The 13,956-nt window shown below is 59.0% G+C and carries 12 protein-coding genes; 2 read left to right on the plus strand and 10 right to left on the minus strand.

Annotation, left to right across the window (positions count from 1 at the left end):
* Positions 1-12 precede the first annotated feature (12 nt).
* Positions 13-819, plus strand: a complete 807-nt coding sequence (locus VR74_RS19610) for a nucleotidyl transferase AbiEii/AbiGii toxin family protein (protein WP_045699735.1) — start codon at positions 13-15, stop codon at positions 817-819.
* Positions 820-1,005: 186 nt separating this feature from the next.
* Here VR74_RS19610 and VR74_RS21410 read toward each other — a convergent pair whose 3' ends face one another.
* From VR74_RS21410 to VR74_RS21420, 10 genes are all read right to left on the minus strand, one after another.
* On the minus strand, positions 1,006-2,271 hold the full coding sequence (locus VR74_RS21410) for a sensor domain-containing diguanylate cyclase (RefSeq protein WP_299951447.1): 1,266 nt from the start codon (positions 2,269-2,271) through the stop codon (positions 1,006-1,008).
* 549 nt (positions 2,272-2,820) lie between these two features.
* Positions 2,821-2,988, minus strand: a complete 168-nt coding sequence (locus VR74_RS21415; RefSeq protein WP_299951450.1) for a hypothetical protein — start codon at positions 2,986-2,988, stop codon at positions 2,821-2,823.
* A 103-nt stretch (positions 2,989-3,091) separates the two neighbouring features.
* Positions 3,092-3,757: a hypothetical protein gene (locus tag VR74_RS19620; RefSeq protein WP_034742776.1), complete on the minus strand. Its 666-nt coding sequence runs from the start codon at positions 3,755-3,757 to the stop codon at positions 3,092-3,094.
* Positions 3,758-3,769: 12 nt separating this feature from the next.
* Positions 3,770-4,426 carry a HupE/UreJ family protein gene (locus tag VR74_RS19625; protein ID WP_335594544.1) on the minus strand — a complete coding sequence of 219 codons (657 nt, stop codon included), beginning with the start codon at positions 4,424-4,426 and terminating at the stop codon, positions 3,770-3,772.
* Between the two features lie 61 nt (positions 4,427-4,487).
* On the minus strand, positions 4,488-4,805 hold the full coding sequence (locus tag VR74_RS19630; protein WP_034742783.1) for a hypothetical protein: 318 nt from the start codon (positions 4,803-4,805) through the stop codon (positions 4,488-4,490).
* A gap of 21 nt (positions 4,806-4,826) precedes the next feature.
* The gene (locus VR74_RS19635) at positions 4,827-6,155 is read right to left on the minus strand and encodes an MFS transporter (RefSeq protein WP_045699727.1); all 1,329 of its coding nucleotides are present in this window, start codon (positions 6,153-6,155) and stop codon (positions 4,827-4,829) included.
* A 32-nt stretch (positions 6,156-6,187) separates the two neighbouring features.
* Positions 6,188-9,361 carry a CusA/CzcA family heavy metal efflux RND transporter gene (locus tag VR74_RS19640; RefSeq protein WP_045699729.1) on the minus strand — a complete coding sequence of 1,058 codons (3,174 nt, stop codon included), beginning with the start codon at positions 9,359-9,361 and terminating at the stop codon, positions 6,188-6,190.
* 12 nt (positions 9,362-9,373) lie between these two features.
* Positions 9,374-10,627 carry an HlyD family efflux transporter periplasmic adaptor subunit gene (locus tag VR74_RS19645; RefSeq protein WP_045699731.1) on the minus strand — a complete coding sequence of 418 codons (1,254 nt, stop codon included), beginning with the start codon at positions 10,625-10,627 and terminating at the stop codon, positions 9,374-9,376.
* Entirely contained in the window at positions 10,624-11,907 is a 1,284-nt protein-coding gene (locus VR74_RS19650) for a TolC family protein (protein WP_034742796.1), read from the minus strand. Before VR74_RS19650 ends, VR74_RS19645 begins: the two co-directional genes overlap by 4 nt.
* 67 nt (positions 11,908-11,974) lie before the next feature.
* Positions 11,975-12,445, minus strand: a complete 471-nt coding sequence (locus tag VR74_RS21420; protein WP_155839373.1) for a hypothetical protein — start codon at positions 12,443-12,445, stop codon at positions 11,975-11,977.
* Positions 12,446-13,053: 608 nt separating this feature from the next.
* On the opposite strand from VR74_RS21420, the gene VR74_RS19660 reads away from it, so the two are divergent.
* On the plus strand, positions 13,054-13,956 hold a 903-nt coding region (locus VR74_RS19660), incomplete at its 3' end, for a TonB-dependent receptor (RefSeq protein ID WP_045699733.1).

Here is a 13,956-nt window from a genome sequence, read left to right on the forward strand (position 1 = left end):
GCGAAGAACCGCCTGGAAGAGGAGAATGCAACAAAGGAGATCATGCAGGAGATCGCCCTCTATGCGCTCTGGAAGGCGGATTTTTTCGATGTCGCCGTGTTCCAGGGCGGCACGAGCCTGCGCATCCTCCATGGATTGCCACGGTTTTCCGAGGATCTTGACTTCATGCTCCTGGCACCGGACCGGACATTCAACTGGACCCCTTATCTGGACGCCCTGATGGACACGTTTTCCACGTTTGGTATTCGCCCCGAGGCGAAACCGAAGGGGGACATGGACAAGCGTATTCGTGCTGCGCTGATCAAGGACACATCGATCGCCGGCCAACTTGACCTGGCATTCTCAGACCGCCAGCCTGACCAGAAAATCAGGATCAAGCTCGAGATCGATGTCGAGCCCCCGGCCTTCTCCACTGATACCTGGACGTTCCTTGATTTTCCGACAGACCATGAGGTGCGCCACCAGGACCTCGCGTCGAATTTTGCCCTGAAGATCCATGCGCTGCTCTGCCGGGAATACCTGAAAGGCCGGGACTGGTATGATTTCTCCTGGTATGTGGCCAGGGGCGTGTTCCCGAACCTGGCGCACCTTCAGGCCGCGCTCATCCAGTTCGGCCCCTGGCGTGGCCAGACGGACCTGAAGGTCGACACAGCCTGGCTGACCCGTGCGCTCGGAGACCGGATTGACAAGGTGGACTGGGAGGTCGCGCGAACCGATGTCCGCCGCTTCCTGCGTCCGGATGAGCTGAAATCGCTCGATCTCTGGAGCGCAAGATTCTTTGCCGCAAAGCTCGCAAAACTGGTCGCCAGCGCGGCTTAGGGAAACATCCCTGCAGTCCTCGTCTGCCGACTCGGTAGAACCTGCGGGTCAGGATGCCTGATGCACCCAAATCGAATGATATTTGGCCGGATCACATGCGCGGGGCGCGCTGACCGAGTTGCGAAGCCGGGCGCAAGCGCTGCATCGGCAACGCTATGCACCTGGCCCTGCATCGGCAAGTGAGCCCTATACGGCGAGGGCAATGCCCTTGCCGTGATTGATGACAAGCCGGTTCCGGCCCGATCTCTTGGCCTCGTACAAGGCGGTATCTGCCCGCGCGACGAATGCGCTCTGGTCGACATCAGATGACATCACTGCCAGGCCGATACTGGCCGTCGGGGTAATGATATTCCCATTTGACTGGACCGCTTTTGCCCCGATGGCGCGCCGCAGCCGTTCGGCGGTTTCGTGCGCCTGGGAAAGACCCGTCCTGGGCAAGAGAACACTGAACTCTTCCCCGCCGACGCGGAAGACCTTGTCGGAGGGACGCAGGCAGTGCCTCATCACACTGGCCACTGAGCGCAAGACCTCGTCGCCAGCGGCATGCCCATATGTGTCATTGACCTGCTTGAAATGATCCAGGTCGATCGCGAGAAGCGCTCCGGGCTCGCCAAATCGCTGATGCCGGGACCACATGTCATCCAGCGCGCCATCAAAGGCACGCCGGTTTGCAAGTCCGGTCAGACTGTCCTGAAGGGCCAGTTCGGCAAGGGCTTCCTCGGACGCCTGTATGCGCCCGATCATGAGATTGAATTCGACAGCGACGCGGTGGAGTTCAGGCGGAACGCTGACATTTATCCGGTGCAGGCGGTCGCCATCTGCAAAACGGATCGCGCCATCGACCAGACGATCGACGCTTTGCGACAGGACCCGGCCTATCATCACGACGCCGAAAGCAATCGACAGGAGCGACAGGCCGCCTGCGATGCCCGCCAGCCACATCGATCTCTCATAGGAGCGATTGGCCATATCATGATCGTCCATGATGGCCTGGCTGATCTGGGTATATGTCGCGGCCAGCAGGTCGGTCGTGGTGACGACGCTGCCATGGAAACGCTGCTGTGTTTCGATGACATGCCTATCTCCCGGCAATCCGACCACTGACAGCAATTCGGTCGCATGCTGGTCTGCGACCGTCCAGTTGTCCCTGGCGCGCTCGACGAGCCCGCGGGCTTGAGGCGTGCCGTCCAATGCCGAAATGAGCTCGGAAAATGCCACTTCGACCTGTCCGCGGATATTGCGATAGGTGTCCGTATGCACCGGGTCGCTGTCCTGCAGGTATTCATCGACAGGGATCAGGCTGTCCCAGATGAGCAGGCGCAAATTCTGGGCCGGAGCAATTTGGTCTCTCTGGCGCTCGGCCACGTCCTGGAAGGGAGCGATCACGCCGTGATTCAACAAGACGTACCCGCCACCGGCTGAGAGCGCGATCGGTGCGAGGGCGAAAAGCATCCCCAGGGTCACCCAAAATCGCAGGGATTTTGTCCGCAAAGTGTCTCGAAAACGTGTGTGCATTTCAGAAAGTGTTTCGTTTATGGTTTGGATTCCGCCCCGACATGCATAGGCAGTCAGGGTGTCCGCCTTGTTAAGCATTTGGGTGCAATTTGAGCGTTCAGTGTCCGCGGCGTGCGCGAGTCGCGAGATCGGCGTCAAGACGCTAATACGTGTCCGGATCACAAGCGCAGACATTCCGTCTCGCAGCGATGCCTCTGGCCCTCGCTTCCCCTGCCAAACGCGCTGGACAGGCCGGCATGGCCAGGGTGGGCCGGAACGAGCAAACAAAGCACTGCCACATCCTCTCACCCACTCGATGAACAGTCTGAGCGTCCGGGGCGAACCCCTGACGCGGGTCAGGCAATCCGGAAGGGGCCATGTTCAACAATAAATTATTCAAAACGCGGCTGTTCAGCGCGGCGCCAGCATCCATCATCCTGGCGTTTCAGGATGCGCAGTGTCCAGGGCGAAACGCCGGAGGGTGCGTTCATCAATGGTGCAGGCATGTCAGGCGGCGCGCAGCGGGTTCGGCGCTCCGTCAAGCAAGTCCATCCTGTGTTCCGAGGCGCTGGTTGCCGGGCGCGCCGCGCCGGGCCTGAACGAAACCTTCGCGCCGGACGGCGCGTGGACCACCTCGAAGGGCAGGCCATTCTGGCTATTAGGGACAAGGCTCACAGAGGACTGTATAGCATGTTCTGCTACGCGATTGGTTGCTTGGGGGAGGGGCCATGGATTGACAATCGATTGGTATCGGTTGGCACCTGGAACGAACTTGCTCTCAAAGCATCCTCTTCAATTCGCTGTATGCACCCCGGGCCCGCAGCGTTACGGTTACAGACAGATCACTCCGGTTGCGCCAGTACCAACCATGCGCCCCATCGAAGACAGCGGTCAGCTCGCCTGTGTCGCTGGTTTCAGCGCGCCCCTGTCGATAGCTGACTGTATTGCCGTCTGTACCATCGGTATGGAGGTCTGAGTTCAGGTTTCCCTGATCGACGGTCCATTCGTAACTGGCTGTATCGTCCTTTTTCATCACCAGTTTGATTTCTGCCGATTCCCCTGGCCCGAGCGTAAGACTGACTTCGTCACGCCAGGCTGTATTTTCAGCGTCGGTCACCGAAGCGAGTGCGGAATCCGCACAGTCGGGACTTGTGACCTGGGTCGCACTGTCCGGAACGATCTCGCCCAGCTGCGCCGCAAGCTCCTGTTCGGGTGCTTCGACAACCAAATCCGCTGTTGCCTCGTCGGCGAGCTGCTGTTTGATTTCTCCCATCTGCGTAAGACCCAATATCCCCCCTATCCCGGTAGGGTCAACGGCATATTCTGCGGGAAGGATGACGGTAGCGAGCAGAGCGACAGCGGTGGTCACAGCGATCAGGGTAGAGCGCAAAAGCCGGGCACTACTGGGAAGTTCGGCACGCGTGGGCATATCTGTGTTGTACATACCTGGATCCTCTTATGAGACGAAGTAGCCGGTGAGTTGGTAGCCGATAAGCAGGAAGCCAGCGGCCATCACCACCATGTTCGCGGTATAGGCGTGTTTGAGAAAACTGGGTGTGCGCCGCCAAAATCCCATCACGATCAGGATCGCGCCGAGCGCCAGGAGCTGCCCCAGTTCAACCCCGACATTGAAGGCCAGCAGGTTGGGCAAAAGACCATCAGGAGAAATCCGGTAATCAAGTATCTTGGACGATAGTCCGAGTCCGTGGCAAAAGCCGAATATCAGAGTTGCCGCCTTGGTGTTTGGCTGAATTCCGAACCAGCGCTGATAGGCACCCATATTGTCGAGCGCCTTGTACACAATCGACAATCCAATGATGGCGTCGATGAGGTAGCTGTTGATGCCGATATTGAAGTACACACCTGCCAGCATTGTCGTTGAGTGGCCAACGGCGAACAGGCTGACATAAATGCCAATATCCTTCATCCTGTAGAGAAAGAAGATGACACCGAGGAGAAAGAGGATGTGGTCATAACCTGTCATCATGTGCTTGGCGCCTAGATAGAGAAACGCGACCAGATTCACACCTGTGATCTCTTGTATGTATCCCTTGTCACCCTCTGCGACCGCATGCGCGAATGCGTCACCAATGAGGAGCGACGAGACCAGCATAACCGCAGCGACCCGAAAGAGGGATGTTCTTGAAAAGCGGCCTGGATTGATGACTTGGAGGTTACGAGTCATTTGCGGTTTCTGGCTTTGCGTCGATTGTCTGAATGGTCGAGCGCCTGCAGATCCGGTACCGGATCTTTCGCGGAGACTCGCCGCTCTTGAGGCCGGAGACCGGATAGGGCCCGCAAGCCTGTTCTATGATTGCGGTTCGCTCGGCATTCGCCGGCTTGAGAATGTTGTTGGCAGATGTGCAGCCACCAAAACTAACCAGCGCACCGAGCAGGGCAAGCATTCCCGGGGTACATGGCACCGGGTATTTACCGTCGGCGCGGCCATCTGGCTTTGCGGAGATGTTTATCATGTTCGTTCCTTTCAACATTTTACTTCATCACAGTTTCGGTTAGGGCCAGCGTCGATGGAGATCATCCAGCACAAATTCATGCACCGGTTCTCCCAACTTGTGTCCTTCGCTCAAGTGAGGGTGATCCGCCGGCAAGTCAGAATGCGCGTGGGCAACCCTATCATCGGCGACCGACGGCCAGTATCGAAGAGCGAGTAACAGACCGGCGCCGGCAAGACCTGCGGACGCTGCGAGCGCGAAGGGTTGACCGAACCGGCTGCCAACCCACCCTGCGACTGGGTAGGCAATCAGCCAGCAAGCGTGGCTGAGGGCAAAGTGCGCGGCGAACAGGGCAGGGCGATTGTCGGGTACCGACGACCGGCGCAGCAGGCGCCCGCCCGGTGTTATCGCCAAAGAATAGGCTGCGCCAAGTACTAGCCAACCACCCAGTACGGTTGGCCAGCTCAGGCCGCCGGGCAATGCAAATGCGGCGAAAGTCAGAACTGAAAGGGTTCCGGAAAGCAGGGCGGACGCCATTAACATGACCGTTCGATCGCTGACCCGATCCAGGAGCGTTGGAAGCAGCAACGCGACAAGCATCGATCCGGCACCATAGGCGCCGAGTGTGATGGCGTAGACTTGTTGGTCGAGCCCCAACCCGTCCTGGACGATGACAACGGTATTGACGATTACCATGGCGCTGGCGGCGGCCGCCGACAGCGTGACGGCCAACATGCCGCGCAGACGCGGGGTGCCGAGATAGTTTCGTATGCCGCGCGTCATGCGGGTCAGAACTCTTTCCTGAGCTGACACAGACCCATGTGCCGGCAGAGACGTCGTGACGACCAGGAACGCGGAGGCCATAAATCCAATCGCTGTCCCGCTGAACAGGGCGTGGAAACTCACGACTGTCAGAAGCAGCGCTGCCAGAAGGGGGCTGGTCAGGTTCTCCATATCGTAGGCAAGTCGTGAAAGCGACAAGGCGCGTGTATAGTCCTTCTCGTCTGGCAGGACGTCCGGGATCGTTGCCTGGAAGGTCGGCGTGAACGCCGCCGATGCTGATTGCAGGACGAATATCAGGACATAGACCTGCCAGATCTGGTCAACGAACGGCAGGCAGAGGGCAACACCCGCCCTCAGGATATCCATGGAGATGAGGAATGCCCTGCGAGGCAAATGGTTTGCAAACGCGCCGACCACAGGGGCAATTCCAATATAGGCGACCATCTTGATGGCAAGGGCTGTGGCCAACACAGCCCCTGCATTTGCCCCGGCAAGATCGAAGGCCAGCAAACCGAGCGCAACCGTCGCAAGCCCGGTTCCGATCAGGGCGATGACCTGAGCGGCAAAGAGGTGGCGATAGGTTCGGTTGGCAAGGATGCTCAGCATGCAGTTTTATCCGACGATTCCATGAAATGCCCTTATACGACTGTCGCCGGCCGGTTGTTGGCGGATGCGGAATTTCGGACCAGTCTGCCATCATGCACAATCCGGTAAAGCGCAGGCAGGACGAGTAGCGTCAGCAAGGTGGCTGACACGATTCCGCCGATTACAACGGTGGCAAGCGGGCGCTGGACTTCGCTTCCAAGACCGATATTCAGGGCCATGGGGACAAAGCCCAGGCTGGCCACCAGCGCAGTCATGAGGACCGGTCGCAGGCGTTGCAGGGCACCGTCGAAGATCGCGGGCTCCAGTGCTTCACCCGCCTCACGACGCTGCTTGATGAAGCTGAGCATGACAACGCCATTCAGCACCGCGATTCCGGACAGGGCGATGAATCCGACGCCTGCCGAGATCGATAGGGGTAGTCCGCGCAGCGCGAGGGCCGCAACGCCTCCGGTCAAGGCCAGAGGGACGCCGGTAAAGACGATTCCGGCATCCTTGAATGTGCCAAACAGTAGCAGGAGCAGACCGAAGATCGTCAGGAGCGCGATGGGCACAACGATCATGAGACGCCTGCTCGCCGAAACAAGCTGTTCCCACGTGCCGCCATATTCGATCCAGTAGCCAGATGGAAGATCGGTTCGGGCGTCCATTTCCGTCTGCAGATCTGTAATGAACGAGCCGAGATCGCGGTCGCGGACATTCGACGTTACGGTCAGTTTGCGTTTGCCATTTTCGCGGCTGATCTGGTTGGGTCCCGGAGCAATTTCGATACGTGCCACTTCCGACAATGGAACGAACATCAGTCCATTCCCGCCACTGCGGCTTTCCGGAAGGGGAACAGGCAGGCGTTCGATCGCGCGGACATCGGTCCGCAAGTATTCCGGAAACCGGACAACAATGTCGAACCGGCGGTCCCCTTCAAAGAATTGACCGGCGACCTCTCCGCCGAGCGCGATTCCGGCCACGCGTTGTACGTCCGCGATATCAAGCCCGTAGCGTGCCAGCGCGTCACGGTCGGGATGGATGGACAGTATGGGTAATCCGGTCACCTGCTCGGATTGGGCATCCGCCGAGCCGGGTATGCTGGCCACGACACCTTCAATGGATTTGGCGAGGTCCGCGAGCGTATCCAGATCGTCTCCATAGATCTTGACGGCAACATCAGCACGGACGCCGGAGATCAGCTCGTTGAAGCGCATCTCGATCGGCTGTGTGATCTCATATTTGCTTCCCGGGACTTCCTCGACGGCCGCCTGCAATTCCGCAATCAGCTGTGGCTTGGGTTTGCGAGGTTCAGGCCAGTCCTTGCGGGCTTTCAGAATAATGAATGTATCTGCCACACTGGGCGGCACAGGATCTGTCGCGATTTCCGGGGTGCCGATCTTGGCAAAAACGCGCTCGACTTCAGGAAGCTCTGTTATCCGTCGTTCCAGCATTTCCTGCATGTCGATTGCCTGGGTGAGACTGGTACCGGGTATCCGGAGTGCATGGAGCGCGATATCGCCTTCATCCAGGTTCGGAATAAACTCCGAGCCAAGTTTCGTGGCGCCCCAGCCAGCGAAACCGACCAGCACGAATGCCGCAATCACGATGGCGTAGCGTGCCCGCAATGCGAAACTCAATGCCGGACGATATAGCGATGTGGCCCCGCGCATGAGCCAGCTTTCCTTTTCGCTGATCTTGCCACGGACCAGCAAGGCTACGGCCGCGGGCACGAAGGTCAGAGAGAGCAGCAATGCCGAAGTCAGGGCAATGACCACGGTGAACGCCATGGGATGAAACATCTTCCCTTCGATTCCGGTCAGCGCAAAGATTGGCAGGTACACAACAGTGATGATGATAATTCCGAAGATCGACGGCTTGATAACTTCGCTTGATGCAGATGCGGCAAGCGAAAAGCGCTCATCGCGAGTCAAAAGACGGCCAAGCTGATGCTGAGCCTCGCTGAACCGGCGCAGGCAGTTTTCGACGATAATCACAGCGCCATCGACGATGAGACCGAAATCAAGTGCACCCAGGCTCATCAGGTTACCTGAAACCTTGTTCTCCACCATCCCGGTAACGGTCATGAGCATCGCGAGGGGAATCACGGCGGCCGTGAGCAGCGCGGCGCGAATGTTTCCCAACAGGAGGAAGAGAACGACGATTACGAGAAGCGCTCCTTCGGCCAGGTTCTTCTCGACAGTCTTGATCGTCGCGTCCACCAGGTTCGTTCGGTTATAGACCGGTGTGATCGTAACGCCATTGGGCAATCCGGGCCGGACCGTATCCACCTTGGCATCGACGGCGACCGACACAGTCCGGCTGTTTTCACCGATCAACATGAAGGCTGTGCCAAGCACAATTTCTTCGCCGTTCTGGGTTGCGGCGCCCGTGCGCAGTTCTTCGCCCTCACGAATTTCCGCGACATCACCAAGCCGGACACTGACGATTCCGGTATCCTTGATCGTAATCACACGCAGGTCATCAAGGCTCGTCGCCTGGCCTGGAACGCGGATGAGGTTCTGTTCTCCGCTCTTCTCAATGTAACCTGCGCCAGAATTGGCATTATTGCGCTCAACGGATTGCAAAATGTCGTCGAGGGAGATGCCGAAACCTGCCATTGCAGCCGGGTCAGGCAGAATGTGAATTTCTTTTTTGAAGCCGCCAATCGTATTGACTTCGGTGACGCCCTCCACCCTGCGCAACTGAGGAAGGACCACCCAATCATTGAGCGTGCGCAGGTCCATTGCGTTCCACGGCGTGCCGTCCTCCTTCAGGGCTCCGGGTTCTGCGGACAGAATGTACATATAAATCTCGCCGAGACCCGTGGAAATCGGGCCAGGCTCGGGCGTGACCCCGGCGGGCAGCACGCCCTGGACCGACTGAATGCGCTCCGTGACAAGTTGGCGGGCGCGGTAGATGTCGGATCCATCGTCAAAAACCACGGTTACCTGGCTGAGGCCGTAGCGCGACACGGATCGCGTATAATCGAGACCCGGCAGGCCGGAGATCGCGGTTTCTATCGGGAACGTGATGCGCTGTTCCATTTCGAGGGGTGAGTAACCGGGCGCCTCGGTATTGATCTGGACCTGGACATTGGTGATGTCCGGCACAGCATCGATCGGCAATCGATTGAAGTTCCAGATTCCGAGACCCGCAAGACCCAGAACAACAGCCATCACCAACCAGCGCTGGCGGATCGAGAATTCGATAATGTGAGCAAGCATGTTTAAGCCCCCCTAGTGATCGTGGCTGGCGGCAGACTTGTCGATGTCCGCCTTGATGAGGAAGGAATTTTCCGTGACATAGACCTCGCCGGACCGAAGGCCGCCGAGCACCTCAACGTATTCGCCATCCCGCCGCCCCAGCTCGAGCATTCTGACCTCGTACGTTTCGTCGACCTTGGCGTAGACAACCGTAAAGTCCCGGAAACTTTGCAGGCCGGTTTCTCTCACAGCGAGCGGGACGTCGGTTTCGGCCGTTATGACCTCCGCCATGAGACGCATCCCGGGTTGAAGGCCGGATCCGGCGGGAATTTTCGCAACAGCGACACGCGTTTGCGAATTCACCCCGGCCATTGGAAGGAAGCGTGAGATCGTCGTGTCGACGTTCAACTCGCCGCCAGCAACGCCGAGACGGACATCCTGTCCGGTCTTCACGCGTGAAACGTCTCGGGGAAAGACGTGCAGATAGGCCTCCATTTGGCTGAAGTCTGCAATCACGAACAATGCTTCAGTGCCAGCAACATCACCGAGATTGGTGTGGCGTTCGAGAATTGTGCCAGAACGTGGCGCGGTGACGGTATATTCTTGCAGACTGCTCGAGGATTCAATCCGCGCAATCGTCTGTCCGCGCTGGACGGTATCTCCGACATTCGCGCTGACGGCCCGCACGGGACCCGGATATGTCGCCCTGACTTCGGAGGTCGCCGACGGCGCAAGCGTCACCTCTCCGGACAATGTCAGGGCGTCTCGGATGGTCGCACGTCCAGCCGCCGCAACTTCCACGCCCGCCTCGATCGAGACAGTGTCGGCAATCCTGGTGCGACCCTCGAAGGATTCAAAACGCCAGCTATGCGTTGCGTTCGCAATTCGCACTTCCACCTCTACGTCGAAGGAATGCGGCTCGGTTACGACGCCGTCGCCCATCAGATAGTCCTGACGTGGCGTGAAGCTGAACGTGTCTGTCATCCCGCCCAGGCGGTGGAGGCGAATCGTCAAATCCACCTTTGAAGGATCGAGCGGCTGGCCGTCCAGGAACGGGTAGATGCGATACTGTGGAGGGACACCTGTTTCAAAAATCGTTACTTCGAGTCCGTATTGACCATCCTCAAGCAGTCGTCCGCCATGCGGGCCGCGGGTGTAACCATCTTCGGCGGCTTCGGCATTGTTTCCATGGCTGGACAATGGTGCGTTCACGTTTGAGGGGTCACCGCAGGCGACCAGGGTGGCTGCCGCTATGCCGACGTAGACAAATTGCAATTGATATTTCATTCTTGTATCTCCTCGCGGACGCCAGGTGTGTCGTTGACTGACGTCAGACGGGCCAATGCTGTTTCGCTCAAAATATAGGTTCGCAGGTGAGAGAGGCGTTCCTCGCGCAGCGCCGTCAGTGTGCGTTGCGCATCGATGATGTCGAGATAGGACAGCGCGCCGCGCGCATATCCTTCGGTCGCAAGATCCAGCGCGCGCCTGGCACCAGGCAGAAGCATCGCGTCGATCGTATCAATTTCAGTGAGCGCGCTGGCAGCAGAGCGCTGGTACTGCACGGCTCGACGTAACAATTGTTGTCGAAGGGCTTGGCTTTCTATGTCGATCCGACGCTGCTCGGCGCGGGCCTGGGCGACGCTTGCAGCACTCCGTACATGTGCGCCGAGGGGTATCGAGGCGCCGCCGATAACCGCGATGTCATCCTCGATACCGTATTTCCTCACGCCCACGCTCCAGGTCACATCCGATTTGGCCTGGGTGCGCTCAAGTTCAATTCGGGAGATTGCCTCCATACGCCTGGCTTCAAGGCGAATGATTTCCGGTGACTGCAAGGACCCTGGATCTACACTGCGGAGGGATGTGCGGGCTTCCAGAAAGTCGGGGTCAGTCAGAAATTCACCTTGCGCTCCCCAATAGGCCCCGAGCGCCGCAAGGAAATTGTCCGCCTGTATTGCGTAGCGTCTCGCATCCGCTTCCGCCTGCATTCTGTCAGACGCAGCGCGCGCACCGGAGAGGAGCGGGTCCCTGGCGGCATCAACCCGCTTCTTGACGGCGACTTCGCGATCGAGCGAGATTTTCACACGCTCGCAGGCGAGCGCAACCCGCTGCTGGGCGACCGCTGCTTCCACATAGAGTATCTGAACTTCTTCAGCGACGCTGTATCGGGCTGCCGCGAGAGACGCTTTGGCAACGCCCACGCCGCGCTTGGCGAGCATTTGGCGCGCTTCGCGCTTGCCGCCGCGTTCCCAGACGCGGGAAAACCGTCCCGTCACCTGAAGGCTGTCAATGTCTCCCGCTATTCCGATCCCGGGAAAGTCCTCAATATCGAGCGCGACTGTGTCCGCCGGACGCAGCGCAGCAATCGCTGTTGCAGTATGCGCGGTGGCGATTTCGGATTTAGCGGCATCGGACCTGAGGTCAACCGCCAAGGCCAGTTGGGTGGCTTCGGGCAGTGTCAGCGTCTGACGATCAGACGTTGCTGCGCCGCACGGATTGGATTGAGCCTGCGCGTGGGGCGCAGACCAGGCCATCGCTAACGCGAGGCCGGCATATTTGAGTGACATATAAGTACAAGCTCCTGACAAAGAACAACAAGCCGGCCTGCTCGGAAGCAGCCAGCGACGTTCCATGTCAGATGCGGTCGGGGTCCGGATCTGGAGGCAATAGTGGCGCCGGATAGTCCAGAATCGCCAGACGAGACCCCAGCTGCGATGCCGGAAACTGACGGGCTGTAGCTGGCGAAGGTAGCGTCACGCCAACAAAGTGCAGATCAGCGGCATGATCTTCGCTGTCTCCAGTCATATGGTCTTGATGGGCCGGACTGGCCCCTGCTTGGGCGTCAACAGGCATGAAGACGTGATCACTGCCGTGATCATCGTGGTTTGCCTGTTCCAGGGAGTCAGCTGCGCGTGTGTGCGCGGCGGCGTGCTCGACTGGAAGAAGAGCACCCGAGACGGAAAACATTATGCAAAAGACAAGTACCCATACCTGACGCATAGGGCCATGTAGGTGAATTGCGATGATGTGTAAACAAGCAGATCTATTTCCCGTCCGGTCGTATGCAACTAGAGCATTGAACGTGTTCTTTTCAGACTTATTCATAGGAAACAGTCATAGGATCCATGATATCTTGGGAGCGAATCTCGTTTTTCCACAGGCACAATCCGGTACGTCGTCATATCCTGCGTCGGCGGGGCCTATCACGCCAGATGCCGGGTCGTTCCACAGAACATACTCGATAAGGTGGGCTACAGTTTCCGGGCAGTCAGCGCCAAGAATCGGGCCGGCAAGCAGGGGCAATCCATGCGATCGACGGGGGTCAGATACTCCTGGCGGCAGTTTTGCCGCTGCACCGGATTCGTCTGAATAGATTGAGTTGACCAACAATACCGGCATCCTCGAACACGTTGTCGTGGCGGTACAGGGTTCGAGCAGTGCCTTTACTCGAAGGCGAGGTCAGCCCCCTTCTGTTTGAAGGAGAGTTGCGTAGCTAAACGCTGAGACTCGAGCCCGGCATGTTCCTTTTCAAGCGTCCCATCCAACGGAGAGTATCAATTGCATCCTAAACAGATGCCCGGCGCAACGTGATCTGATTGCGGACTTCCCCGGACAGGTAAAAACTGGACTGCCACTTCCGCTCACCCACTCGTTGAACAGGCTGAAGCGTCCGGGGCGATCCCTGACGCGGGTCAGGCAATCCGGAGGGGTCCATGTTCAATCCGTCACTATTCAAAACGCGGCTGTTCAGCGCTGCAGCTTCAACCATCATCCTGTCAGCCGGCATGGGCGGTGTCCATGCCGAAACGCCAGCGCCGGGCGGTGAGGTCGCGTTCAACATCGATGCACCCATGCTCGGCGACGCGCTGCGCGCGTTCGGCGCCCAGTCGGGCACGCCCATCCTGTTTTCCGAATCGCTTGTGGCCGGGCGCGCGGCGCCGGGACTGAACGGGACCTTCGCGCCGGCCGACGCGCTGGACCGCCTCCTTCAGGGGAGTGGGCTCGAAGCCGTGAAAGGGCAGGGCCAGGCGGTTATCATCCGGAAACGAACAGACGCGCCTGAGCCGGTCGTTCCGCCTGCACGTCCGCCGCGGGAGGAAGCGCCCGCCGAGACCCTGCCTGATTCATCCCGCGCCAAGGCTGACCCCGGCACACTGAGGATCGATACCGTCACTGTGACGGGCACCAGCCTGAGGGGCATTGCGCCGGAAAGCTCGCCGCTGCAGATCTACAGCCGGGAGGATATTCTCGGGTCGGGCGTGACGACAACAGAGCAATTCATCCGCACCCTGCCGCAGAATTTCGGCGGCGGGTCGACCGAATTCACCTCGCAGGGCCTGCCGACGGACGGCAATTCCCAGCGCAATTCTACCTATGGCTCCGGCGCCAACCTTCGGGGACTTGGCTCAGGCGCGACCCTGACCCTGCTGAATGGCAACCGGGTCGCACCGACCTCCACCATCGGCGATTTCGTCGACCTGTCGATGATTCCCGTGTCGGCGCTCGAACGGATCGATGTCCTCAGCGACGGCGCATCATCGATCTACGGTGGGGACGCTGTCGCCGGTGTCATCAACCTCGTCTTGCGCGACGATTTCGACGGAGCGGAGACAGGA

The organism is Hyphomonas sp. BRH_c22, assembly GCF_000961795.1.
Taxonomy (GTDB): Bacteria; Pseudomonadota; Alphaproteobacteria; order Caulobacterales; family Hyphomonadaceae; genus Hyphomonas.

Coding starts and splice junctions, on each gene's coding strand:
- VR74_RS21420 (WP_155839373.1), bottom strand. CDS start 12,445: ATGAATAAGTCTGAAAAGAACACGTTCAATGCTCTAGTTGCATACGAC.
- VR74_RS19645 (WP_045699731.1), bottom strand. CDS start 10,627: ATGAAATATCAATTGCAATTTGTCTACGTCGGCATAGCGGCAGCCACC.
- VR74_RS19635 (WP_045699727.1), bottom strand. CDS start 6,155: ATGCTGAGCATCCTTGCCAACCGAACCTATCGCCACCTCTTTGCCGCT.
- VR74_RS19640 (WP_045699729.1), bottom strand. CDS start 9,361: ATGCTTGCTCACATTATCGAATTCTCGATCCGCCAGCGCTGGTTGGTG.
- VR74_RS21410 (WP_299951447.1), bottom strand. CDS start 2,271: ATGCTTTTCGCCCTCGCACCGATCGCGCTCTCAGCCGGTGGCGGGTAC.
- VR74_RS19620 (WP_034742776.1), bottom strand. CDS start 3,757: ATGTACAACACAGATATGCCCACGCGTGCCGAACTTCCCAGTAGTGCC.
- VR74_RS19625 (WP_335594544.1), bottom strand. CDS start 4,426: ATGCTGGTCTCGTCGCTCCTCATTGGTGACGCATTCGCGCATGCGGTC.
- VR74_RS19630 (WP_034742783.1), bottom strand. CDS start 4,805: ATGTTGAAAGGAACGAACATGATAAACATCTCCGCAAAGCCAGATGGC.
- VR74_RS19650 (WP_034742796.1), bottom strand. CDS start 11,907: ATGTCACTCAAATATGCCGGCCTCGCGTTAGCGATGGCCTGGTCTGCG.